Source organism: Lysobacter terrestris, assembly GCF_014489475.1.
In the GTDB taxonomy this organism is placed as follows: domain Bacteria; phylum Pseudomonadota; class Gammaproteobacteria; order Xanthomonadales; family Xanthomonadaceae; genus Agrilutibacter; species Agrilutibacter terrestris.
The window spans coordinates 2,368,003-2,391,378 of the sequence record NZ_CP060820.1 but is presented as its reverse complement, the minus strand read 5'-3'; the positions used below and the strand labels follow the sequence as shown (position 1 = coordinate 2,391,378).

The 23,376-nt window shown below is 67.9% G+C and carries 24 protein-coding genes; 12 read left to right on the top strand and 12 right to left on the bottom strand.

Annotated features, from left to right (window positions below):
- From kdsA to H8B22_RS11075, 4 genes are all read right to left on the bottom strand, one after another.
- The gene (gene kdsA / locus H8B22_RS11090; RefSeq protein ID WP_187711482.1) at positions 1–834 is read right to left on the bottom strand and encodes a 3-deoxy-8-phosphooctulonate synthase; all 834 of its coding nucleotides are present in this window, start codon (positions 832–834) and stop codon (positions 1–3) included.
- Positions 831–2,504: a CTP synthase gene (locus tag H8B22_RS11085; RefSeq protein WP_187713624.1), complete on the bottom strand. Its 1,674-nt coding sequence runs from the start codon at positions 2,502–2,504 to the stop codon at positions 831–833. The genes kdsA and H8B22_RS11085 overlap by 4 nt, the downstream gene beginning before the upstream one ends.
- Before the next feature lie 164 nt (positions 2,505–2,668).
- Entirely contained in the window at positions 2,669–2,938 is a 270-nt protein-coding gene (locus tag H8B22_RS11080; protein ID WP_187711481.1) for a hypothetical protein, read from the bottom strand.
- Between the two features lie 139 nt (positions 2,939–3,077).
- On the bottom strand, positions 3,078–3,692 hold the full coding sequence (locus H8B22_RS11075) for a hypothetical protein (RefSeq protein ID WP_187711480.1): 615 nt from the start codon (positions 3,690–3,692) through the stop codon (positions 3,078–3,080).
- Between the two features lie 204 nt (positions 3,693–3,896).
- Here H8B22_RS11075 and H8B22_RS11070 point away from each other — a divergent pair, with 204 nt between their 5' ends.
- Positions 3,897–4,601, top strand: a complete 705-nt coding sequence (locus H8B22_RS11070) for a hypothetical protein (protein ID WP_187711479.1) — start codon at positions 3,897–3,899, stop codon at positions 4,599–4,601.
- Positions 4,602–4,655: 54 nt separating this feature from the next.
- On the top strand, positions 4,656–6,563 hold the full coding sequence (gene parE / locus H8B22_RS11065; protein WP_187711478.1) for a DNA topoisomerase IV subunit B: 1,908 nt from the start codon (positions 4,656–4,658) through the stop codon (positions 6,561–6,563).
- Between the two features lie 159 nt (positions 6,564–6,722).
- Here the strand turns inward: parE and H8B22_RS11060 are convergent, their stop codons facing one another.
- From H8B22_RS11060 to H8B22_RS11050, 3 genes are read right to left on the bottom strand one after another with little or no spacing between them, the layout of a single operon-like run.
- Entirely contained in the window at positions 6,723–6,896 is a 174-nt protein-coding gene (locus H8B22_RS11060; RefSeq protein ID WP_187711477.1) for a hypothetical protein, read from the bottom strand.
- A complete protein-coding gene (hutG, locus tag H8B22_RS11055) occupies positions 6,893–7,672 on the bottom strand; it encodes an N-formylglutamate deformylase (protein WP_187711476.1) in 780 nt (259 codons plus the stop codon). The genes H8B22_RS11060 and hutG overlap by 4 nt, the downstream gene beginning before the upstream one ends.
- A gap of 36 nt (positions 7,673–7,708) precedes the next feature.
- Entirely contained in the window at positions 7,709–8,965 is a 1,257-nt protein-coding gene (locus H8B22_RS11050) for an NAD(P)/FAD-dependent oxidoreductase (RefSeq protein WP_187711475.1), read from the bottom strand.
- Positions 8,966–9,219: 254 nt separating this feature from the next.
- On the opposite strand from H8B22_RS11050, the gene H8B22_RS11045 reads away from it, so the two are divergent.
- Both H8B22_RS11045 and H8B22_RS11040 read left to right on the top strand, forming a co-directional pair.
- Entirely contained in the window at positions 9,220–10,803 is a 1,584-nt protein-coding gene (locus H8B22_RS11045; RefSeq protein WP_187711474.1) for a M4 family metallopeptidase, read from the top strand.
- A gap of 124 nt (positions 10,804–10,927) precedes the next feature.
- Positions 10,928–12,028: a M35 family metallo-endopeptidase gene (locus H8B22_RS11040; RefSeq protein WP_187711473.1), complete on the top strand. Its 1,101-nt coding sequence runs from the start codon at positions 10,928–10,930 to the stop codon at positions 12,026–12,028.
- Between the two features lie 144 nt (positions 12,029–12,172).
- Here the strand turns inward: H8B22_RS11040 and H8B22_RS11035 are convergent, their stop codons facing one another.
- Positions 12,173–12,652 carry an FKBP-type peptidyl-prolyl cis-trans isomerase gene (locus tag H8B22_RS11035; RefSeq protein ID WP_187711472.1) on the bottom strand — a complete coding sequence of 160 codons (480 nt, stop codon included), beginning with the start codon at positions 12,650–12,652 and terminating at the stop codon, positions 12,173–12,175.
- A 148-nt stretch (positions 12,653–12,800) separates the two neighbouring features.
- Here H8B22_RS11035 and H8B22_RS11030 point away from each other — a divergent pair, with 148 nt between their 5' ends.
- Both H8B22_RS11030 and H8B22_RS11025 read left to right on the top strand, forming a co-directional pair.
- Positions 12,801–13,304 (top strand): C40 family peptidase, encoded by a 504-nt coding sequence (locus tag H8B22_RS11030; RefSeq protein ID WP_187711471.1) that lies wholly within the window; start codon positions 12,801–12,803, stop codon positions 13,302–13,304.
- A 118-nt stretch (positions 13,305–13,422) separates the two neighbouring features.
- Positions 13,423–14,112, top strand: coding sequence for a C40 family peptidase (locus tag H8B22_RS11025; protein ID WP_225876186.1), 690 nt, complete (start codon positions 13,423–13,425; stop codon positions 14,110–14,112).
- 68 nt (positions 14,113–14,180) lie between these two features.
- Here the strand turns inward: H8B22_RS11025 and H8B22_RS11020 are convergent, their stop codons facing one another.
- Positions 14,181–14,663, bottom strand: coding sequence for an acyl-CoA thioesterase (locus H8B22_RS11020; RefSeq protein WP_187711470.1), 483 nt, complete (start codon positions 14,661–14,663; stop codon positions 14,181–14,183).
- A 96-nt stretch (positions 14,664–14,759) separates the two neighbouring features.
- Between H8B22_RS11020 and H8B22_RS11015 the strand changes: the two genes are divergently transcribed.
- From H8B22_RS11015 to H8B22_RS11005, 3 genes are all read left to right on the top strand, one after another.
- Entirely contained in the window at positions 14,760–15,164 is a 405-nt protein-coding gene (locus H8B22_RS11015) for a hypothetical protein (protein WP_187711469.1), read from the top strand.
- A gap of 104 nt (positions 15,165–15,268) precedes the next feature.
- Complete coding sequence (bla, locus tag H8B22_RS11010) at positions 15,269–16,135, top strand: subclass B3 metallo-beta-lactamase (RefSeq protein WP_187711468.1); 867 nt, start codon at positions 15,269–15,271, stop codon at positions 16,133–16,135.
- Positions 16,135–16,623 (top strand): NUDIX hydrolase, encoded by a 489-nt coding sequence (locus H8B22_RS11005; RefSeq protein WP_187711467.1) that lies wholly within the window; start codon positions 16,135–16,137, stop codon positions 16,621–16,623. The genes bla and H8B22_RS11005 overlap by 1 nt, the downstream gene beginning before the upstream one ends.
- Positions 16,624–16,638: 15 nt before the next feature.
- Here H8B22_RS11005 and H8B22_RS11000 read toward each other — a convergent pair whose 3' ends face one another.
- Together H8B22_RS11000 and H8B22_RS10995 are read right to left on the bottom strand one after the other, a co-directional pair.
- On the bottom strand, positions 16,639–17,073 hold the full coding sequence (locus H8B22_RS11000; RefSeq protein WP_187711466.1) for a GNAT family N-acetyltransferase: 435 nt from the start codon (positions 17,071–17,073) through the stop codon (positions 16,639–16,641).
- 76 nt (positions 17,074–17,149) lie between these two features.
- Entirely contained in the window at positions 17,150–18,496 is a 1,347-nt protein-coding gene (locus tag H8B22_RS10995) for a dicarboxylate/amino acid:cation symporter (RefSeq protein WP_187711465.1), read from the bottom strand.
- A gap of 236 nt (positions 18,497–18,732) precedes the next feature.
- On the opposite strand from H8B22_RS10995, the gene H8B22_RS10990 reads away from it, so the two are divergent.
- Positions 18,733–20,436 carry an alkaline phosphatase gene (locus H8B22_RS10990; protein ID WP_187711464.1) on the top strand — a complete coding sequence of 568 codons (1,704 nt, stop codon included), beginning with the start codon at positions 18,733–18,735 and terminating at the stop codon, positions 20,434–20,436.
- 279 nt (positions 20,437–20,715) lie between these two features.
- Here the strand turns inward: H8B22_RS10990 and H8B22_RS10985 are convergent, their stop codons facing one another.
- Positions 20,716–21,153: a CopD family protein gene (locus H8B22_RS10985; RefSeq protein WP_187711463.1), complete on the bottom strand. Its 438-nt coding sequence runs from the start codon at positions 21,151–21,153 to the stop codon at positions 20,716–20,718.
- 172 nt (positions 21,154–21,325) lie between these two features.
- Between H8B22_RS10985 and H8B22_RS10980 the strand changes: the two genes are divergently transcribed.
- Both H8B22_RS10980 and H8B22_RS10975 read left to right on the top strand, forming a co-directional pair.
- On the top strand, positions 21,326–21,916 hold the full coding sequence (locus H8B22_RS10980; RefSeq protein WP_187711462.1) for a class I SAM-dependent DNA methyltransferase: 591 nt from the start codon (positions 21,326–21,328) through the stop codon (positions 21,914–21,916).
- Between the two features lie 136 nt (positions 21,917–22,052).
- Positions 22,053–23,303: a polyhydroxyalkanoate depolymerase gene (locus H8B22_RS10975; RefSeq protein ID WP_208456891.1), complete on the top strand. Its 1,251-nt coding sequence runs from the start codon at positions 22,053–22,055 to the stop codon at positions 23,301–23,303.
- Positions 23,304–23,376 lie beyond the last annotated feature (73 nt).

Below are 23,376 nucleotides of genomic sequence, written 5' to 3'. Positions count from 1 at the left end.
TCAGACGCCGGCTTCGAGGAAGCCGTTCTTCTTGGTGATGCGGTCGATCTCGAGCAGCGTCTCCAGCAGGGCGCGCATCTTCGGCAGCGGCCAGGCATTCGGGCCGTCGCTGAGCGCCTCTTCCGGCTTGGGATGCGTCTCCATGAAGATGCCGCTGATGCCGACCGCCATCGCAGCGCGCGACAGCACCGGCACGAACTCGCGCTGGCCACCGCTCTTGCCGCCGGCGCCGCCGGGCAGCTGCACCGAATGCGTGGCATCGAACACCACCGGGCAACCGGTGTCGCGCATCACGCTGAGCGAGCGCATGTCGCTCACCAGGTTGTTGTAGCCGAAGCTGGCACCGCGCTCGCAGACCATGATGTCCGTGTTGCCCGTGGCCAACGCCTTGTCGGCGACGTGCTTCATTTCCCACGGCGACAGGAACTGGCCCTTCTTGATGTTCACCGGCTTGCCGGCGCGGGCCACGTTCTGGATGAAGTCGGTCTGCCGGCACAGGAAGGCCGGCGTCTGCAGCACGTCGACCACGCTCGCGACTTCGTTCATCGGCGTGTACTCGTGCACATCGGTGAGCACCGGCAGGTCGAGCTGGCGCTTCACCTCGGACAGCACCTTCAAGCCTTCTTCCATGCCCGGGCCACGGAAACCCGACACCGAGGTGCGGTTGGCCTTGTCGAAGCTGGACTTGAAGATGAAGGGAATGCCGAGTTCCGACGTGATTTCCTTCAGCGTGCCGGCGGTGTCGAGCTGCAGCTGCATCGACTCGATCACGCAGGGGCCGGCAATCAGGAAGAACGGCTTGTCGAGGCCGATTTCGAATCCGCAAAGCTTCATGCACTCGCTTCCTTCAACAGGCGGCCGCCAGCCTGCGCCTTGTGTTCGCGCGCGGCACGGATGAAGCCGATGAACAACGGATGGCCGTCGCGCGGCGTGGACAGGAATTCCGGATGCGCCTGGCAGGCCAGGAACCACGGGTGCTTGGCGCGCGGAAGTTCGACCATTTCCACCAGCGTCTCGTCCATCGACTTGGCGCTGATCACCAGGCCGGCGTTCTCGAGTTCGTTGAGGTAACGGTTGTTGAATTCGTACCGGTGGCGGTGGCGCTCGCCGATCACGTCCTTGGCGTACAGCTCGCGGGCGAGCGTGCCGGGCTTGAGGCGCTGGTCCTGCAGGCCCAGGCGCATGGTGCCGCCGAGGTCGGACTCCTCGTTGCGGCGTTCGACTTCACCGCTGGCGGTGCGCCACTCGGTGATCAGGCCAATGACCGGGTGCTGCGACTGCTTGTCGTTCTCCGTGCTGTTGGCGTCGGCGTAGCCGAGCACGTGGCGGGCGTAGTCGACCACCGCGGCCTGCATGCCGTAACAGATGCCGAAATACGGGACGCCCTGCTCGCGCGCGTACTGTGCGGTCAGCACCTTGCCTTCGAAGCCGCGGTCGCCGAAGCCGCCCGGGACCAGGATGCCGTCGACGCCTTCCAGCACCTTGCCGCCGTCCTGCTCGACCTCGGTGGATTCCAGCCACTTCAGCTTGACCTTGGTGCGCTGGCGCAGGCCGCCGTGCTTGAGCGCTTCGGCCAGCGACTTGTAGGCGTCCTGGTGGTCGATGTACTTGCCGACGACGGCGATGGTGACTTCGTCGACCGGATGGTCGGTGGCGTCGACCACGGCGTTCCACTCGGACAGGTCGGCTTCCGCCTTGGCCTTGTTTTCCAGGCGCAGGCGTTCGACCACGATCTGGTCGAGGCCCTGCTGGTGCAGCCAGTTCGGGATCTTGTAGATGTTGTCCAGGTCGACCGCGGAAATGACGGCCTTCTCGGACACGTTGGTGAACAGCGCGATCTTGCGGCGCTCGCCGTCCGGCAGCGGCTGCTCGGAACGGCACAGCAGCACGTCAGGCTGGATACCGATCGAGCGCAGTTCCTTCACCGAGTGCTGGGTCGGCTTGGTCTTCAGCTCACCGGCCGCCGCGATGAACGGCACCAGGGTGAGGTGCATGAACAGCGCCTTGTCCGGACCGCGTTCGGTGCGGATCTGGCGGATGGCTTCGAGGAACGGCAGCGACTCGATGTCGCCGACCGTGCCGCCGATCTCGACCAGGGCGACGTCGAAGCCGGCGGTGGCCTCGTCGATGCGGCGCTTGATCTCGTCGGTGATGTGCGGAATGACCTGCACGGTGCCGCCGAGGTAATCGCCACGGCGCTCCTTGCGGATCACCGACTCGTAGATCTTGCCGGTGGTGATCGAGTTCTTGCCGGACAGGCGCACGCGCAGGTAGCGCTCGTAGTGGCCCAGGTCCAGGTCGGTCTCGGCGCCGTCGTCGGTGACGTAGACCTCACCGTGCTGGAACGGGCTCATCGTGCCCGGATCGACGTTGATGTAGGGGTCGAGCTTCATCATCGTCACGCGCAGGCCGCGCGCTTCGAGGATGGCGGCCAGCGAGGCGGCGGCGATGCCCTTGCCAAGCGAAGAGACGACGCCGCCAGTAACGAAGACGAGCGGCGTGATGGAATTTTGGGGGGTCATGGGGAAGCGGGCTCCCGGAAAGCCACAGTTTACAGACTGGGCGCGGCCGGGGCGAGCTTGACGACTGGATCGGTCCGTTGCAGGCCGGAAAAGAGCGCCAAAGAAAACGCCCCGGCAAGCGGGGCGTTTCGGCGTGATTCCTGGGCTCAGCGGCCGTCTTCTTCGGGCTCGTCGGGCTGTTCGTCCTTCGAGTTGCCGGCGCCCTTCCGGGCCGCCTTGTCCTTGCCGGCCTGCGTGTCCTTGCGCGATTCGGACTTCGCCGCATCCGCCTTGTCCTTCTCGGCGTCGGCCTTGCGCGCCGCGGCTGCCTTTGCATCGGCCGCCTTGTCCGCGGTCTGCGCCTGCTGGGCGTATGCGCTCGGCACGGCCAACGCAGCGGCGATCAGGGTGGGAAGCATCAGCTTGCGGATCGTCATTTCGGGTCTCCTCGTGTGCTGCAGGACCTCGGCAGCAGGCACCACCTTAAGGCAGGCGGACATGCCCGGGACTGAATGGCGGACGCCCGGGAAGCCCGGGCGTCCGCGACCGTTCCCGGTCAACACATCCGGCAGCCAATCAGCGGCGCTGCTGGCCGCGGCGGCCCTGCCCGCGATCCGACTTCTCCTTCGCCGGCTGCTTGCCGTCCGCTGCCTCGGCCGGCGCGTCCTGGGCGTTGGCACGGCCCGCATTCGCACCGGCCTGGCTCGCCGCATTGGCGGCGGCCTGCGCGCTGCCGGCGACACCGGCCTGGCCGCCCACGTCCGCGGCGACGCCGCCGCTCACCGAGCCGGTGGCGCCCAGTGCGGAATTGGTCGCGGCATTCGCATTGCCATTCACCGATTCGACGGCCTGCGCACTGGCGTTGGTCGCCGCCTGCGCACCGGCGCGCGCCGTGCCGCGCACGGTCGAGCCGACCTGGGCGGCCTTCTCGGCGCCGGCCTGGGCCGTGCCGTTCACCGCCTGCGCGGTGTCGCTGACGACATTGCCGGTGACCCGGGCGTCCACGTCCTTGCGGGCATCGATGCGCGAATTGCGTGCATCCACGCCGATGTCGCCGCGGCCACCGATACCGATGGCGCCGCTGTTCACGCCGATGTTGCCACCGCCGCCGATGTTGACGCCGACCTGGGCATATGCGGCCGGCGCGAACAGCACGCCGGCCAGGATCGCGGTAACGAGTGTCTTGCGCATGAGGAACTCCTTTGCAGTCTTCGGGGGATTGCCGCTGGGCATTCCCCGCGGCGTCGCTGCATTGCGACGCGGTGACCGTAGGCAGCGCGCACCGACTCGCCCCTGAATTTGCGCATGGGGAGTTACACCCACGAAACAGCCCCCGTTCACGCTTGACCGTTCAGGACCGGGTCGCCATGCTCGCGGCTCCTTCGAGGGGGATCCATGAATATTTTCCGCATCGGCCTGGCGTTGTTGTTGTCGTTTTCCTTCCAGCAGGCGGCACTCGCGGCCGAGTCGGCGGCGCTTGCGCCGGCCAGCGTCAAGGTGAACGACCTGACCCAGGACCTGCAGCGCTCGAGCCAGTCCATCGACAGCCTCGACCTGATCTGGTGGATTCCCGCCGAGTTCTGGGACGTCGCGCTCGCCAACGAGCAGGGCATGGACGAAAAGACCCGCCGCGGCTTCAGCGACCTGTTCCGCACCTACACCGTGGTCGCGGCCGTGAAGGGCCAGATCGGCGCGCTCGGCGCCACCAGTTTCGAATCCGAAGCCGACCTGCGCGCGAAGCTGCAGGTGCTCGACGCCGCCGGCAAGGCCTATCGGCCCATCGCCGCCGACAAGCTGGATCGCCAGCTGAGCCTGCTGATCCAGGTCATGCGCCCGATGTTCAAGAACCTGCTCGGCGAGATGGGCGACAACCTGCAGTTCTACGCATTCCCGGGCAAGGGCGGCGACGGCAGGCGCCTGGCCGACCCGCTGGGCAACGGCACCTTCAAGGTCGGCCTCGGCGACGAGACCTATTCGTACCGCCTGCCGCTCGGCAGCCTGCTGGTCCCGCGCCGCGACCCGGGTACCGGCGAAGTGTTCCCCGGCAGCTACCGCTTCAACCCCTACACCGGCACCGAACTCCAGGCCGAAGCGCCCTGACGCTGGCCCCAACACGCAGCCGTCCCCCACCGCAGATCCACAGCAGCAGATGCAATGAGCTCACGCTACAACGCCGCCGACATCGAAGTCCTCTCCGGTCTTGATCCGGTCAAACGCCGCCCCGGCATGTACACCGACACCGCGCGGCCGAACCACCTCGCGCAGGAAGTCATCGACAACGCGGTCGACGAGGCGCTGGCCGGCCATGCGCGCAGCATCGAGGTCACGCTGCACGAGGACGGCAGCTGCGAAGTGGCCGACGACGGCCGCGGCATGCCGGTGGACATCCATCCGGAAGAGAAGATCCCCGGCATCGAGTTGATCCTCACGCGACTGCATGCGGGCGGCAAGTTCAGCAACAAGAACTACACCTTCTCCGGCGGCCTGCACGGCGTCGGCGTGAGCGTGGTCAATGCGCTGTCGAAGCACGTCGATGTCTTCATCAAGCGCGAAGGCAACGAATACAAGATGAGTTTCAAGGACGGCGACCGAGTCTCCAAGCTCGAGATCGTCGGCAGCGTGGGCAAGAAGAACACCGGCACGCGCCTGCGCTTCTGGCCGGACCCCAAGTACTTCGACACGCCCAAGTTCAACCTGCGCTCGCTCAAGCACCTGCTGCGCGCCAAGGCCGTGCTGTGCCCCGGCCTCACTGTGAAGCTGTTCGACGAAGCCACCGGCGAGAAGCACGAGTGGATGTACGAGGACGGCCTGCGCGATTACCTCAAGGGCGAACTCGCCGGACTGGAAGCGTTGCCGCCGGAGCTGTTCGTCGGTTCGTTGAAGAAGGACACCGAAGTCGTCGACTGGGCCGTGGCCTGGCTGCCGGAAGGCGAGCTGGTGCAGGAAAGCTACGTCAACCTGATTCCGACCGCGCAGCACGGCACCCACGTCAACGGCCTGCGCACCGGCTTCACCGACGCGCTGCGCGAGTTCTGCGACTTCCGCAACCTGCTGCCGCGCGGCGTGAAGCTGGCGCCGGAAGACGTGTGGGACCGCGTCGCCTTCGTGCTCAGCATCAAGATGACCGATCCGCAGTTCAGCGGCCAGACCAAGGAGCGGCTGTCGTCGCGCCAGGCCGCGGGTTTCGTCGAAAGCGCCGCGCACGATGCATTCTCGCTGTGGCTCAACCAGCACACCGACCTCGGCGAGAAGATCGCCCATCTCGCGATCGAGCGTGCCGCCGCGCGCCTGAAGACCGAGAAGCAGATCGTCCGCAAGAAGGTCACCCAGGGCCCCGCCCTGCCCGGCAAGCTCGCCGACTGCACCTCGCAGGATCTCTCGCGCACCGAACTGTTCCTGGTCGAAGGCGATTCGGCCGGCGGCAGCGCCAAGCAGGCGCGCGACAAGGACTTCCAGGCGATCCTGCCGCTACGCGGCAAGATCCTCAACACCTGGGAGGTCGCCTCCGGCAGCGTGCTCGCCTCGCAGGAAGTGCACGACCTCGCCGTCGCGATCGGTTGCGATCCGGGCAAGGACGACATCTCCGGCCTGCGCTACGGCAAGGTCGTCATCCTCGCCGACGCCGATTCCGACGGCCTGCACATCGCCACGCTGCTGACGGCACTATTCGTCAAGCATTTCCCGGCGCTGGTGAATGCCGGCCACGTGTTCGTGGCGATGCCGCCGCTGTTCCGCGTCGACGTGGGCAAGCAGGTGTTCTATGCGCTCGACGAGGAAGAAAAGCGCATCCTGCTGGAGAAGATCGAGCGCGAGAAAAGCGATCGCACCAAGGGCTTCGCCGGCCAGGTCAACACCACGCGCTTTAAGGGCCTGGGCGAGATGAACCCGGCACAGCTGCGCGAATCGACCATCCACCCGGACACGCGTCGGCTGGTGCAACTCACCGCCGATGACGCCATCGAAACCCACGCGCTGATGGACATGCTGCTGGCGAAGAAGCGCGCGAGCGATCGCAAAGCTTGGCTTGAAACCAAGGGCGACCTGGCCACCCTGGAAGTCTGACCCGCTCTTTGCATCCTCTGCCGTGGCGACGGCGCATGCATTGTCGCCACGGAAGGAACTGCATGGCGCGGCTGGAACCCAAGGGCGACCTGGCGACGCTGGACGCCTGATTGCCATCGATTGAGACGAAAAAAGGGCGGCTTTGGCCGCCCTTTTTTTTCATTTGCGCAGCGCGTCGAACTTCGCCTGCAGCCACTGCCCGACCTGGTGCAGCTCGACCGGGAACAACGCGAGCAACGCCCAGCACGCGACCGCGGCGGCAATCGCCAGCACCAGCAACGCGAACAGCGAGCTGCCGGATTTCTTTCGCCCCTTGGCTCCGATGTAGGTCACAACGCGGCCTCCAGCAGCGATCGGATCACCGCCCGCGCATCGACGGCCTTCGCCTCGTCGTAGGCGAATGTGGCTTCGTCCATGTAGATGCGCTGGCTGATTTCCAGCTGGATCGCGTCGATGCCGCGCGCAGGGTCGGCGTAGTGGCGGGTGATGTAACCGCCCTTGAAGCGACCGTTGACCACGAAGTCGTAGCGCGATTGCGCGGCGAGCGCGGCTTCCACGCGGGCCTGCCGCTGCGGGGAGCAGCTGGCGCCGGCCGACGTACCCAGGTTGAAGTCCGGCAGGCGGCCCGGGAACAGGAATTCCAGTTCGCTGCCCTTGATCGAATGCCCTTCCCACAGCAGCGCGTGGCCGTGCGCGGCATGGATGCGCGCGAGTTCCTCCTGCAGCGCGGCGTGGTACGGCTGCCAGTAGGTCGCGATGCGCGCGGCGATCTCGTCGGGCGACGGCGCTTGGCCGTCTAGGTACACCGGCGCGCCGGTGAACTGCACGACGGGGCACAGCCCGGTGGTGTTCTGCCCGGGATAGAGCGAGGTGTCGTCGGACGGACGATTCAGGTCGATCACGTAGCGCGAGTGGCTCGGCACGAGCACGGAAGCGCCCAGCTCGCGCGCGAACGCGTACAGGCGCGCCACGTGCCAGTCGGTGTCGGGCGCCAGGCGCGCGCGTTCGACCATGCGTTCGCGCAGCGGTGCGGGAATCTCGCTGCCGTTGTGCGGCAGGCTCACCAGCAACGGCGCGGTGCCGCGGTGCAGTTCGAAGATGGGGGTCATGGCTTGTCCTGAATGAAATTCTTGCCGCGGTCCGCGTCAGCGGAAGCGCTCGGGCCGGTACGGCGTGGGATCCACCGGGGGCGCGCGTCCAGTCATGAGGTCCGCCAGCAGCTGCCCGGTCGCCGCGCTCATGCTGACGCCCATCATGCCGTGCCCCGTCGCGAGCCACAGGCCGTCGCGGCCAGGCACGCGCCCGATCAGCGGCACGTCGTCGATGCACATCGGCCGCCAGCCGTACCACTTCTCGCGCACCTCGGGCCCGACCGGGCGGCGCAGGTACTCGGCCGCGCCACGCTCCAACGCGGCCAGGCGCCGCTCATTGAGCGTGTCGTCGTAGCCGGAGAACTCCATCGTGCTGCCGAGGCGGAAGCCGCTGCCCCACGCGGTGACGCAGACCGAGCGCTCGCGCAGCACGATCGGCCGGCGCGGCACCAGCGACGGCGCGGAATACGTGATCGAGTAACCCTTGCCCGGCTGCATCGCCCGGCGCAACGCGGCGAAGCCGATCGCATCGGCGAGCCTGGGCGACCACGCGCCCAACGCGAACACCACTTCGCGCGCCTGCAGCGGGCCGTGCGCGGTCTGCAAGGTCACGCCGTCGTGGCGGGCGTCGACCGCATCGAACGCACACTGCTCGACGATCTCGCCACCGCGCTCGCGCACCAGCCGCGCCAGTTCGTCCACGTAACGGTCCGGACGCAGCACCGCGTCGCCGTCGAACCGGATCGCGCCGGCCACGCCGGGCTGGAGCGCCGGCTCCATCGCCTCGTATCGGCGGCCGTCGATGGCCTCGACCGGTACGCCCAGTTCGCGCAGCGCGGCCATTTCCTGCTGCTCCTCGGCGAAGGCGCGCGGGTCGCGGAACACGTAGTCCACGCCGGCCTCGGCGAATTCGCATTCCAGGCCGTAATCGCGCACCCACTGCGCCAGCCGCGCGCGCGAGTCGTTGAGCAGCGCCGACTTCGCGAGGGCGCTGCGGTGCCAGTCCGTCGGATTGCAGCGCGCGGCGAAGCCGAGCAGCCAGCGCCACAGCCCCGGATCGATGCGCGGCTTGATGAAGAGCGGCGCGTCGGGGGTGAGCATCCAGCGCAAGGCCACGCCAACCATGCCCGGCGCGGCGAGCGGCGGCGCATGGCTGGGGGTGATCGTGCCGCAGTTGCCGTGCGAGGCACCGCCGCCGATGCGGCCGGCGTCGATGACGCGAACGCTGCGCCCGGCTTCCAGCAAGGCCACGGCCGAGGCCAATCCGATGACCCCCGCGCCCACGATTACGACATCCGTTTTTTTGTGCATCGCAATATGAATTTCGAAAATTGACCCCGCCACCCGGGGATTTGGTCACATTTGCAACTAATTGCTGCACTGCGACATGACAGCTTCGGCAAAGTCGCGATTAATGCGCCGACAACCTGCCGAGCTGCATGGGCCGCAGCCGGACTGGTCACCAACACCACCTCTCCAGCCGCTTGTACAGGGCATGGGGAAGTGTATGTGCGCAGTCCCGGTTTCGTCCGGCCCATCAAAACTCCTCAGGGGTAGTTTTTTACATGCAAGCACGTCTCCTCAGCACGGCCGTCCTCGCCGCGCTTGCTGGCTCTACGCTGGCGTTGTCCGCTCCCGCTCTCGCCGCCAACATCAATTCCCAGGCCGCCCAGCGCGCCCATGGCCTCATCGATGGCCACGGCGCTGCCGTCCAGCGTGCCGACGCGGATGCCTTCGTCGCCAAGCACAGCGTGGTCGATGCCAACGGCACCGAGCATGTCCGCTTCGACCGTACCTATCGCGGCCTGCCGGTCATCGGCGGCGACGTGGTGGTGCACTCGAAGAACGGCCAGTTCAAGTCGGCCAGCCTGACCCTGAAGACCACCGGCCGTCCGGACGTCGCGCCGCAGCTCAGCGCCGACCAGGCCATCGTCGAGGCCGGCACGGCCTTCGGCACCGGCTTCAACGGCATGCCGACCGCCAGCCTGGTCGTCTACGCCCGCGGCGCCAAGCCGGCCCTGGCCTATGAAGTCGTGATGGAAGGCACCAAGGCCGACCAGACCCCGACCGCGATGCACTACTTCGTCGACGCCCGCAACGGCAAGATCCTCGACAAGTGGGACACCATCGAAACCGCCAATGCCACCGGCCTGGGCAAGACCATCTCGACCGGCGACGTGGCGCTGACCACCAATTCGGTCTCGGGCGGCTACCAGATGGTCGACAACACCCGCGGCGGCGGTTCGACCTGGGATGCGAAGAACCTCAGCGACCGCATGGCGGCGCGCAAGGCCACGCTGTTCACCGACGCCGACAACGTGTGGGGCAACTACGCCACCTCCGATCGCGCTTCGGCCGCGGCCGAAGCCCACTACGGCGTCGCGCTGACCTGGGACTACTACAAGACCGTCCATGGCCGTAACGGCATCTTCAACGACGGCCAGGGCGTGAAGAGCTACGTCCACATCAACAACAACTACGTCAACGCCTTCTGGAACGGCAGCGCGATGTTCTACGGCGACGGCGACGGCGTGACCTACAAGCCGCTGACCGTGCTCGACGTGGCCGGCCACGAAATGTCGCACGGCGTCGCCCAGGCGACCGCCAACCTCGCCTACTCGGGCGACGCGGGCGGCCTGAACGAGGCCAACTCCGACATCAACGGCACCATGGTCGAGTTCTTCGCCAACAACACCAACGATCCGGGCGACTACCTGATCGGCGAGGAGATCTACTACGCCAACGTCGCGGGCAGCTCGAACCAGAAGGCGCTGCGCTACATGTACAACCCTGGCAAGGACGGTTCGTCGCGCAACTGCTGGTCCACCAGCGTCGCTTCGCTCGACCCGCATTACAGTTCCGGCGTGGGCAACCACTTCTTCTACCTGCTGGCCGAAGGCAGCGGCGCGAAGAGCTTCGGTGGCATGGACCACACCTCGCCGACCTGCAACAGCGCGTCGGTCACGGGCATCGGCCGCGACGCCGCGTCGAAGATCTGGTATCGCGCCCTGGACGTGTACTTCACCTCCAGCACGACCTACCCGCAGGCCCGTGTCGCGACGCTGAGCGCCGCTGCCGACCTGTATGGCACCGGCTCGACCGAGTACAACGCCGTAGCCGCGGCGTGGAGCGCGGTCAGCGTCAACTGATCGACGACCGCAACAAGGAGTGGCCCGCGCCTGCGGGCCACTCCGTTTTCAGGCATATGTCCAGTCGCATGGACGCACACCGCCCCCGCAAATTCGTTCCATCCACCTGTCCCGGAGAACACGAATGAAGCTTGCCGCTCTCACCTGTTCCACGCTGCTCGTCGGCGCCATTGCCGCCGTTTCCGCGCAGCCGAACGCCAATTCCAACCCGCTGCGCGTCAGCATGGTCGCCGCGCAGGCGTCCAGCGGCGGCTTCCTCGGCTCGGTCGAAGTCACCATCACCAACACCAGCAGGCACACGGTGCGCGTGCCGCAGTGGCAGCTCCCGTCCGACTTCCTCGAAGCGAAGCTCTTCCAGGTGAGCCGCGACGGCCAGCCGGTGCAGTACGAAGGCCCGATGATCAAGCGCGAGCTGCCGGGCGCTGCGGCGTTCAAGATCATCCGCCCGGGTGAAACCCTGCGCACCGTGGTCGACCTGTCATCCGCTTACGACATGAGCCGCAGCGGCGAATACATCGTCACCCTGTCCTCGACGCTGCAGCATGCCTCGCTGTCGAACGGCGAGATGCTCAAGAACGCCAACGGCCTGCCGATGAAGGTCCAGTCCGTGCCGTTGCGCCTGTGGGTCGACGGCGCCGACGTGCTGGAAGCCAAGGGTGGCGACGTCACGTCCAAGGGCAAACCGGGCAGCGGCGGCGGCACCGTGGTGAACGGCGTGTCCTACGTCGGCTGCTCGACCACGCAGATCAACGGCGCCGGCCAGGCCGTCGTCGAGGCGCGCAAGTACGCCGAGAACGGCAAGGGCTACCTCGCCGGCAATACCGTGGGTGCGCGCTACACCACCTGGTTCGGCGCCTACACCAGTTCGCGCTGGAACACCGCCGGCCAGCATTTCGCCGCGATCGATTCGGCGATCGACCAGAACGCCGGCCAGGTCAAGATCAACTGCGGCTGCAACCAGAGCTACTACGCCTACGTGTATCCGACCCGGCCGTACGAGATCTTCGTCTGCCGCGCCTTCTGGAGCGCGCCGCTGACCGGCACCGACTCCAAGGCCGGCACGCTGATCCACGAGATGAGCCACTTCAACGTCGTGGCCGGCACCGACGACCACGTCTACGGCCAGTCGGGTGCGAAGAGCCTGGCGATCTCCGATCCGGCCGCCGCGCTGGACAACGCCGACAACCACGAATACTTCGCCGAGAACAACCCGTTCCAGAACTGAGCGAAGCAGTCGCTGCAACAACGGAGACGGCCCGCGCGAGCGGGCCGTTTTCCTTTTGCGGCTCACACGCCCCCATGCGGAAAGCAGAAAGCAAACGGCCCGCACATGGCGGGCCGTCGGCGGGCGATCGCGCTGGCGCGGCGATCAGTGGTGGTGACCACCTTCGCCGTGCACGTGGCCGTGCTCGACCTCTTCGGCGGAGGCTTCGCGCACGTCGGCGATCTCGATTGCGAAATGCAGGTCCTTGCCGGCCATCGGGTGGTTGAGGTCGACGTCGACCACGCTCATGCCGACCTTCTGGATGGTGACGGCGCGCGGGCCGAAGTTGGTCTGCAGGATCACCTGCATGCCCGGCTCCAGGCGCTGGCCTTCGAAATGCTTCTTCGGGATGCGCTGGGTCAGGCCTTCGCGCTTCTCGCCGTAGGCATCGGCGGCGGCGACGTCAACTTCGAACTTGTCGCCGGCTTCGCGGCCTTCCATCGCCTGCTCCAAGCCGGGGATGATGTTGCCGTGGCCGACCAGGATCACCAGCGGGTCGCGGCCGACCGAGCTTTCCAGCGGTTCCTGGCCCTGCTCGCTGACGGTGTAGTGGAAGCTGACGACGCGGTCTTTCTCGATCTTCATTGCGTGACTCGGGTGGTGGGCCGCGACTGCGACCGGAGGTGCCGGCGCCTTGCCGGCAGCGGCGGGAACGGCCAAGCTTCGGGGCGTGAAGACGCCAGTACCGAGCCCCGCCGAGGGAGCCGCGCATTATCCCGGCAAGCTCCGCCCCATGCCAGCGCGCGGATGGCTGGCCTTCGCCCTCTGCACGCTGCTGGCGGGCTGCGGCGGGGACAAGCTGGTGCGCCAGCCGCCGCCCGCCCATCGGCAATGGCCGGTGGTGGCACCGGCCGACCCGGCCCGCGCGAACGCCGTGCTGATGCGCGCCATCAGCCTGGTCGGCACGCCCTACCGCTACGGCGGCAACACCCCGGACACCGGCTTCGACTGCAGCGGGCTGGTCAACTACGTCTACCGCGACATGCTCGACCTGCGCCTGCCCCGCACCTCGCGGGACCTGGCCGCCTGGCAGGGCCCCCGCATCAAGCCGGAACGGCTGGCCGCGGCGGACCTGGTGTTCTTCGGCAACGGCGGCAATGTCAGCCACGTCGGCATCTACGTCGGGGAAGGCCGCTTCGTGCACGCCCCGAGCACCGGCGGCACCGTCCGCCTGGACCACCTCGACGGCCCCTACTGGCGCGACCACTACACCGGCGCCCGCCGCGTGCTGGAGTAGGCAGTGGCCGGTTTTGCCAACCGGGGCGCCTTTTGTAACGAGTTTTTAACTTCTTCTGAACATACTCCCCCGAGCGGGTAGGCATGATCGTCCTCGGTTTCTGATTCGTGATGACTGCGTGACGACCCGAAAGCACGGCCGCCCTGCTGCCACCACCCCGCTCCGGCTTGCCCGGAACCTCCATCGTTTCGCCCTGCTGCTGGCCCTGTGCGTGCCGGCGTTCGGCGCCTTGGCCGCTCCGGCCGACGATGACGCCCCGTTCCCGGTGCGCGCCCAGGCCGCTGCGCCGGTCGCTGCCGACGCCAAGGTGTCGCTGACCGACCGCGCCCTGGGCCTGGTCGCCGGCGCGAACCGCCTGATGAACCCCGCCGCCGCCTTCGAACTGCCGGCCGACGCCATCGGCATGCCGGTCGGCGAGGACGGCAAGGTCAAGTCCGTGCTGCAGAAGGCGCTCGCCCTGCTCGGCACCCCGTACCGCTGGGGCGGCACCGATCCGTCCAAGGGCCTGGATTGCAGCGGCCTGGTCGGCTACGTGTTCCGCAGCGCCCTCGGTATCGAACTGCCGCGCGTCTCGCGCGACATGGCCAAGAACGGCGAACCGGTCACCGACCGCGCCAAGCTGATGGCCGGCGATCTGGTGTTCTTCGGCCTCAAGGGCCGGGTCGACCACGTCGGCATCTATGTCGGCGACGGTCGCTTCGTCCATGCCCCTCGGCGCGGCAAGGACGTGACCGTGTCCAGCCTGGACAACAGCTACTGGAGCGGCCGCTTCGTGCAGGCGCGCCGCGTGGCCCTCAACGGCTCCTGAGCGACTCCCCGTTCCCGGACATGAAAAGGCCGCCCCTGGGGCGGCCTTTTTCTTGGGTGCTGCTCGGCCTACACGCGATAGCGTTCGACCGTCTGCTCGATGCCCTTGCTCAGCTCCATCACCTTCATCGCGTACTCGGCCAGGCGCTGGTCTTCCTCGCTGGCGATCTGCAGCGGCGGCACCGCGACCGGCTTGCCTTCCACGCCGTCGAGCGCGACGAAGACGATCACGCAATGGGTGCACAGGCGCGGCGGATCGCCACTGATCGGATCGGCGGCCATCACGTCGATGGCGAAGTGCATGCTGCTGGTGCCGGTGTGGACCAGTTTGGTCGACACGGTGACCAGGTCGCTGATGCGGATCGGTGCGACGAAGCGGATGCCGCCCACCGCCACGGTCACGCTGTAGCGCCCGCTCCAGCCGACCGCGGCCGCGTAGCCGGCCTGGTCGATCCACTTCATCACCATGCCGCCGTGGACCTTGCCGCCGTAATTGACGTCGGTGGGCTGCGCGAGGAAGCGCAGGGTCAGTTCGCGTTGCTGGCCGCTCATGGCTTGTCCATCGATGGAACGAAGCGCAAGTGTGCACGCTTGCGGCGCTTTGGGGGATGAACGATGCTGCGGGCAAACTCCGGGGAGAGTGCCGTCGTGGGTCGAACCATCGTGGGAATCGTGGTCGGGCTGGTGGTCGCATGGCTGGCGATGTCGGCGTGCGAATTCGCGAGCCTGTTCCTGCATCGTCCGCCCGCGGGCATGGACCTGCGCGATCCGCAGGCGCTCGCGGCGCACATCGCCGCGGCGCCGACTTCGGCGATGCTCGTGGTCGTCGTGGGCTGGATGCTGGCGGCGTTGCTCGGCGGTTGGGTTGCGGCGCGGATTGCGCGGCACCGGCGCGTCGCCGCGCTGGTGATCGGCGCGCTGGTGGTGCTGGGCGTCATCGCCAACAGCATGATCATCCCGCACCCGTTGTGGATGACGATCGCCGGCCTCGTGCTGCCGCTGCCGCTGGCGTGGTTCGCCGCACGGCTCGCCACGCCGCGTCCGCCGCGCTGACGCCACGACACAGTGCAACGCGATCGCACTTGGGTAAGGCGATCGCACTGGCTTGTCCGTGCACGATCGCCGACACTGTCGCGCCCGCCTCCGTGTCCGCGCCGATGCAACGTCTCGCACTTGCCGCTTGCCTGTTCGTCACCGCTCCGCTCGCCCACGCCGTCGAATCTCCCCTGCCGCAGCTGCAGGCCTACGAAGTCAAGGACGCATGGCGCCAACCCGTCGCGCCGTTCCAGGTTGCCGACCACACCTGGTACATCGGCACGGAGGGACTCAGCGCATTGCTGATCCGGACCGCGGAAGGCGCGGTCCTGATCGATGGCGGCATGCCGCAGGCGGCCGAGATGCTGCTGCAACGGATGCGCGAACTCGGCGTGCAGCCGGGCGAGCTGAAGCTGATCCTGCACAGCCACGCGCACGGCGACCACGCCGGCCCGATCGCCGCGGTCAAGCGCGCCACGGGCGCGCACGTCGTCAGCAACGCCGAATCCGCCGTGTTGCTCGCGCGGGGCGGCAGCAACGACCTGCATTACGGCGACGACATCCTGTACCCCGCCGTGCAGGCCGATCGCCTCGTGATGGATGGCGAAACGGTGGAACTGGGTGGCATGCGTTTCACCGCGCATTTCACCCCAGCGCATACGCCCGGCAGCATCAGCTGGACCTGGAGCGACAGCCGCGCCGGCAAGCCGCTCGCCATCGCCTACGCCGACAGTTTGTCGGCACCGGGTTACCGGCTCGTCGACAACCCGCGCTATCCGCGCATCGTCGACGACTACCGCCGCGGCTTCGCCACGGTCCGCTCGTTGCCATGCGACCTGCTGATCACCCCGCATCCCGATGCCAGCGGATGGACGCCCGCCGATACCAGCGCACCGCATCCTTCGCCGATGACCTGTCGCGCCTACGCCGACGCGGCGAAAGCCAAGCTCGACGCGCAGCTGTCCACGCAGCGCAAGGCGCGGCCGTAATGCCGTACACGCCGATCGTCGCGACGCTGGGCTACGTGCTGTCGCCCGATGGCCGCGAGGTGCTGATGGTCCACCGCAACGCGCGGCCCGACGACCACCAGCTGGGCAAGTACAACGGCCTGGGCGGCAAGCTCGAACCGGACGAGGACGTACTCGCGGGCATGCGCCGCGAGATCTTTGAAGAAGCCGGCATCGGCTGCACCGAGCTGTCGCTGCGCGGCACGATCAGCTGGCCCGGCTTCGGCAAGCAGGGCGAGGACTGGCTGGGTTTCGTGTTCCTGATCACCCGCTTCACCGGCACGCCGTTCGAACACAACGCGGAAGGCCCGCTGGAATGGGTGCCGCGCGACCGCCTGCACGAGCTGCCGATGTGGGAAGGCGACCGCCAGTTCCTGCCGCTGGTGTTCGACGCCGATCCGCGCCCGTTCCACGGGGTCATGCCCTATCGCGACGGCCGCATGCTGTCGTGGAAGTTCTCGCGGGCCTGACCGGGCGCGCCGCGCTCACTCCGGCGCGTGCGGCGCGACGATGTACTCCATGTTGACCGACGCCGGTGCGGTCTCGACGAAGCCGTACTTGGCGTAGAGGTGGCGCGCCTCGCCGTCGGCGACCAGGGTGACGTAGGCCGAGGGTTCCGCGTTCTGGCGCAGCCACGTGTCCAGCGCGGTCATGATCCGCTTGCCCAGGCCGCGCCCCTGGTAGGCCGGCGCGACGGCGATGTCGACCACCGTGTAGAAGCAGCCACCATCACCGATGATGCGGCCCATGCCGATCACTTCGCCGTCGACCTGCAGGCTCACCCCATACAGGGTGTTGGGCAGGCCCTTGCGCGCGGCCTGCAGCGTCTTGGGCGACATGCCGGCTTCGGACCGCAGCCGGCAGTAGTCGCCGGCATCGGGAAAGCGTTCGACCAGCTGGATGTTGTTCGCTTCGGCCATGGCGACCTCCCCGGTCCCTGCGTCATTGCTGCGACGCCGATCTTCCCGCCTACCGGCGAAAAAATGCGTGAGCCCGTCAGGCGTTGTCGCGCGCCTCGGCGACCTCGCCCTCGGCGATACCGACGTTGCTCGATGCCGCCTCGTACACCTCGCGGTCGAGCAGCCCGGTTTCCTTCGCCACCAGCACCGGCACCAGCATCTGCCCGGTGACGTTGGTCATCGTGCGCATCATGTCGAGGACACGATCGATGGCGTACAGGTAGCCGATCGCCTCCAGCGGCAAGCCAGCGGCGCTGAGCACCACGGTGGCCATGATCACCGCCGTGCCGGGCACGCCGGCGGTGCCGAAGCTGCCCAGCACCGAGGCCAGGGCGATGATCAGGTACTTGTCGAAGGTCAGGTCGATGCCCGCGTACTGGGCGATGAACACCGCCGCCAGCGCCGGATAGATCGCGCCGCAACCGTCCATCTTGATGCTCGCCCCGAGCGGCACGGCGAACGCGGCGTAGTCGCGGTCGACGCCGTGGTTGTGCACGGCGCTGCGCAGCGACACCGGCATCGCGGCAAAACTCGAGGAGGCGACGAAAGCGACCTGCATCGCCGGCGCCGCACCGCGGAAGAACTTCAGCGGATTGAGCCCGTGCGCGAGCAGCAGGCCCGAATACACGACGACGATATGGAAGGCGCACGCCGCGTACAGCGCGACCACGAAACTCGCCAGCGGCCTGAGCTGCTCGAAGCCGTAGCCGCCGACCAGCGCCGCGATCAGGCCGAAGGTGCCCAGCGGGGTGAACTCGAGCACGAAGCGGGTGACCTGGATCATGGTCTCGCTGGCTTCGCCGCACAGCCGGCGCAGGTTCGCGGTCTTCTCGCCCAGCTTGACGAAGGCGAAGCCGACCAGGCCGGCGAAGAAGATCACCTGCAGCACCGTGCCGTTGCGCGGCACCAGCACCTTCATGCCATCGGCGGTCTTGGCGGTATCGGCGCCCGCCAGTGCGGCGAACGGATTGGACGGCACGATGTTGAAGAGCACGTCGAACAAGCCCGGCGGCGTCTTCGGCACGTAATCGGACGCCATCTGCAGCGTGCCGGCGGCGACACCGGCGCCCGGCTGGAACACGCGGCCCGCCAGCAGGCCGACGCCCACGGCGAGCACCGCGGTGAGCGCGAACCACAGGAAGGTGCGCCCGCCCAGCGCGGCGATCGATTTCTGCCCGTGCAACGCGCTGACCGCATTGATCACCGCGAAGAACACCAGCGGCACCGCGATCATCTTGATCAGGTTGACGTAGACGTCGCCGAGCGGCCCGAACCACGTCTCCGCGTCCTTGCCGAACAGCCAGCCCGCGAGCGCGCCCAGCGCGAAGCCGAGCACCACGCGCTGCCAGAACGGGATACGCAGCCAGCCGGAAACCACCTTCATCATTCGAATTCTCCTCGCGCCCGGGCCACCCGACCCATCGCGGAAGCCCCGCACCATAGCGGAGCCGGCACGGGCCGTGGGGCGCCTGCGCGCAATCCTTTGTTCCAAACCGGAATGTACAACCCCGCAATGGGCAAACCCGCAGCCAATACTGTCGGCGCATCCTCGCCGAGGCATCGCGCCGCCTTGGCATAATCCGCGGCCCCGTGCCCGGCCCCGCCGCCCCCAGGACCTCCATGCAATCCGTGCGTGTCATTGCCCTCGCCCTGTCCTTCACCCTGCTCGGCGGCTGCGCCAGCACCGCACCGCGCCCGCAGGCCGCAGAGACTGGACTGGCGTTCGACGTCGCCGTCCCCGCGATCAAGCGCCCCGACGGCGAAACGCCGGCGTGGTGGTTCCGCGACGGTGCCGCACAGGCGGCGCAGCGCGGCGCGATGGGCGGACGCGCGAAGAACGTGATCCTGTTCGTCGGCGACGGCATGAGCCTGACCACGGTGGCCGCCGCGCGCATCCTCGAGGGCCAGCGCAACGGCGCGTCGGGCGAGGAGAACCGGCTGAGCTGGGAACGCTTCCCGGCCAGCGCATTGAGCAGGACCTACAACATCGACGCGCAGACGCCCGACTCGGCCGGCACGATGTCGGCGATGGCCACTGGCGTGAAGACGCGCTTCGGCGTGCTCAGCATCGGTCAGGAAGCGAAGCTGGGCGACTGCGCGGCCGCGCTGAAGACGCCACTGCTCAGCCTGTGGGAACTGGCGGCAAGCAACGGCTTCGCGACCGGCGTGGTGACCACCACCCGCGTCACCCACGCCACGCCCGCGGCGACCTTCAGCCACTCGGCGCACCGCAGCTGGGAGAACGACACGGCCATCCCGGCGCAGGCAGCGGCCGCCGGTTGCATCGACATCGCGCGCCAGTTCGTGGAATCGCCGTTCGGCAACGGCCCCGACGTGCTCATGGGCGGCGGCCGCGGCAACTTCATGACCGTGCAGCAGCGCGATCCGGAGGAAGACGACAAGGTCGGCCAGCGCCTGGACGGCCGCGACCTCATCGGCGAGTGGAAGCAGCGCCACGCCGATGGCGCCTACGTGTGGAATGCCGCGCAACTGGCGCAGGCGCCGGCCGACAAGCCGTTGCTCGGCCTGTTCAATTACGACCACATGAATTACGAACACGACCGCCCGCGCGACATCGCCGGCGAACCGTCGCTGGCCGAGATGACCCGCGCCGCCATCACCCGCCTGCGCCGCAACGACAAGGGCTACGTGCTGCTGGTGGAAGGCGGCCGCATCGACCACGCCCACCACAGCGGCAACGCCTACCGCGCGCTGACCGACACCGTCGCCCTGAGCGACGCGGTCCGCGCCGCGGACGAAATGACTTCGCCCGACGACACCCTGATCCTGGTCACCGCCGACCATTCGCACACGCTCAGCTTCGTCGGCTACCCGGTGCGCGGCAACGCGATCCTGGGCAAGGTCCGCGGCAGCAGCGGCGAAGGCAGCGCCGACGGCAGTTACGCGCGCGATGCGCTGGGCATGCCGTACACCACGCTCAACTACAGCAACGGCCCCGGTTACGTGGGCGCTTCGTCGCAGCAGCCCGAGGGGCCCAAGACCTTCCTGCACGAAGCCAACGGTTTCGAGCAAGCCCGGCACGGCCGTCCCGACCTGACCCGGGTCGACACCGCGGCGCCCGACTTCATGCAGGAAGCCCTGGTGCCGACCACGGCGGAAACGCACGGCGGCGACGACGTCGGCATCTGGGCGCGCGGCCCGGGCAGCGGCGCGGTGCGCGGCAGCGTCGAGCAGAACACGATCTTCCACTTCCTGCTGCAGGCGATGCCGGCCCTGCGCGCGACGCTGTGCGCGCGCGGCAATTGCGACGACAACGGCGTGCCGGTGGAATTGCCGAAGCCTGAGGCGTTCCGCACGCGCTGATGGTCGGGGCGATCGAGCAGGCAGCTCGCTGCGCTCGCCTCCCCTCACCCGCCTTCGGCACCCTCTCCCCGCGCGCGGGAGGAGGGATATGCACAGCGCGCCTGCGCAAGGAACAAGCAGCACGCAAGCGTGCGCAACCCCCTACAAATCCCGCGACGCCACAGGCGGCCTTCTCCCCGCCTGCGGGGAGAAGATACCCGCCGAGCCTGCCCCCGAATGCTTTGGTCGGGGGGCAGATGAGGGGCGAAGCGCAGCGAGCGTGGCTGGCCCCGCAGCGCTTCAGAACGGCTTGGCGATCACCAGGTACACGATCGCCACCAACAGCAGCACCGGCAGCTCGTTGAACCAGCGCAGCGTGCGCGACGACGGCAGCGCGCGGCCCGCTTCGACGCCCTTCAACCAGCGACCGGCGACGATGTAGTACGCGAGCATCACCGCGACCAGGCCGAGCTTCGCGTGCAGCCAGCCGCCACTGACCTTGAAGTGCAGCCACAGCGTGAGCCCGAGCACGAAGGCCAGCCCGAACATGATGTGCCCGAAGCGGTACAGGCGCTTGCCCATCAGCACCAGGCGCGCGCGCACCGCGCGGCCTTCGACGCTGTCGTCGCTGCCGGCCTCGGCGAGGTTGACCAGGATCCGCGGCAGGTAGAACACCCCGCCCATCCAGGCCATGACGAACACGAGGTGGGCGGTCTTGGTCCAGAAATAGGCTTGCATGGCGGGCTCCGCGGGAACTCGCGATAGGATGACGGCCATGCTTCGTGCTGTCACCCCGAGTGCAGCAGGGGCCTGCTTTTCCGCCGATTGGCTTCCCATCTTCTACGAACAACGGGTCCCTCGCCGCGCTCGGGATGACAGCGAGGGTGCCGTTGTGGTTCGCGAGCCACGCATGAGCAAACGCTACGACCAGCACTACTTCGACACCTGGTACCGCCAGCGCGGCATCGGCGATCGCGCGCGCCTGGCGCGCAAGGTCGCGATGGCGGTGGCGACCGCCGAGTACCACCTCGAACGCCCGCTGCGCACTGTGCTCGACATCGGTTGCGGCGAAGGCGTGTGGCGCGCGCCGTTGCTGAAGTTGCGCCCGAATGCGAAGTACCTGGGCTTCGACAGCAGCGAATACGCGATCCGCCGCTTCGGCGCGCGCCGCAACCTCCACCTGGCCGCGTTCGGCGACTTCGCCATGCTGCGCCCGTGCCCGCCCGTCGACCTGCTGGTGTGCAGCGACGTGATGCATTACCTGGATGCGCGCGAACTCGATCGCGGCCTGCCCGGCCTGGCCGAACTCTGCGGCGGCGTGGCGTTCCTGGAAACCTTCACCCGCGAAGACGGCGCCGAAGGCGACGAGCACGATTTCCGCAACCGGCCGGCGGCGTTCTACCGCCAGCGGTTCGAGAAGTTGGGCCTGCAGCGGATCGGTTCGCACCTGTGGCTGTCGCCTGCCTTGCGCGACCACGCCACCGCACTGGAAGCGGGCTGACGCGCCCGTCGCTGCGGCCCCGAGGGGTGCCGCCGCCCCGCACGGGGCGAAACGCGACCGGCTTCACAAACCCGCCACCCCCATCGGCTATGCTGCGGTGCGTCATATGGCGCACCGGGTACAGGGGCCCTTCGCGATGCTGCTTTATCACCTGCACGAACTCGGCCGCGCCTGGATGCAGCCGTGGAACTACTGGGCCGAGGCCAATGCACGCATGTTCGGCGCGCAGGGCAGCTGGCTGTCGTCGTTGCCGGGCGCCTCGCGCGTGTCCGCCGGCTACGAACTGATGTACCGCATCGGCAAGGACTACGAGAAGCCCGAGTTCGGCATCCACGCGATCGAGAAGGACGGCAAGAGCTATCCGGTGGTCGAGCGCGAGGTGCTGAAGAAGCCGTTCTGCCGCCTGCTGCGCTTCAAGCGCTTCGCCGACGACGCCGAAGCCATCACCGAGTTCAAGGACGACCCGTCCGTGCTGGTGGTCGCGCCGCTGTCGGGCCACCACGCCACGCTGCTGCGCGACACGGTGAAGACGCTGCTGCAGGACCACAAGGTCTACGTCACCGACTGGGTCGACGCACGCATGGTTCCGCTCGCGGACGGCGCCTTCCACCTCGACGACTACGTGGCGTACATCGAGGAATTCATCCGCACCATCGGCGCCGACAACCTGCACGTGATCAGCGTGTGCCAGCCGACCGTGCCGACGCTGGCCGCGGTCTCGCTGATGGCCGCGCGCGGCGAGAAGACGCCGCGTTCGCTGGTGATGTTCGGCGGCCCGATCGACACGCGCCAGAACCCGACCAAGGTCAACGACCTGGCGACGGAAAAGCCGCTGTGGTGGTTCGAGGCCAACCTCGTGCACGCGGTGCCGCCGAACTACCCGGGCCACGACCGCCGCGTCTATCCCGGCTTCCTGCAGCACGGCGGTTTCGTCGCGATGAATCCGGAGCGCCACTTCCAGTCGCACTGGGATTTCTACCAGGACCTGGTGAAGGGCGACCTCGAGGACGCCGACGCGCACCGCCGTTTCTACGACGAATACAACGCGGTGCTCGACATGCCGGCCGAGTACTACCTGGAAACGGTCGACGTGGTGTTCCAGCGCCACCTGCTGCCCAAGGGCGAGTGGGTGGTGCGCGGCGAAGCGGTGAACCCCGGCGCCATCACCGATACCGCGGTGCTGACGATCGAAGGCGAACTCGACGACATCTCCGGCCAGGGCCAGACGCGCGCCGCGCACGCGCTGTGCACCGGAATCCCGCAGGACGACCACCGCCACCTCACCATCGAAGGCGCCGGCCATTACGGCATCTTCAGCGGCCGCCGCTGGCGCACGCAGGTGTATCCGCAGGTGCGCGACTTCATCGCCCGCTACTCGGGCCAGTGACGATGGCATGAGCGGCGAACTGTTCGTTTGCCCCGTGAAAAAAAGCCCGGCATTCGCCGGGCTTTTCGTTTTT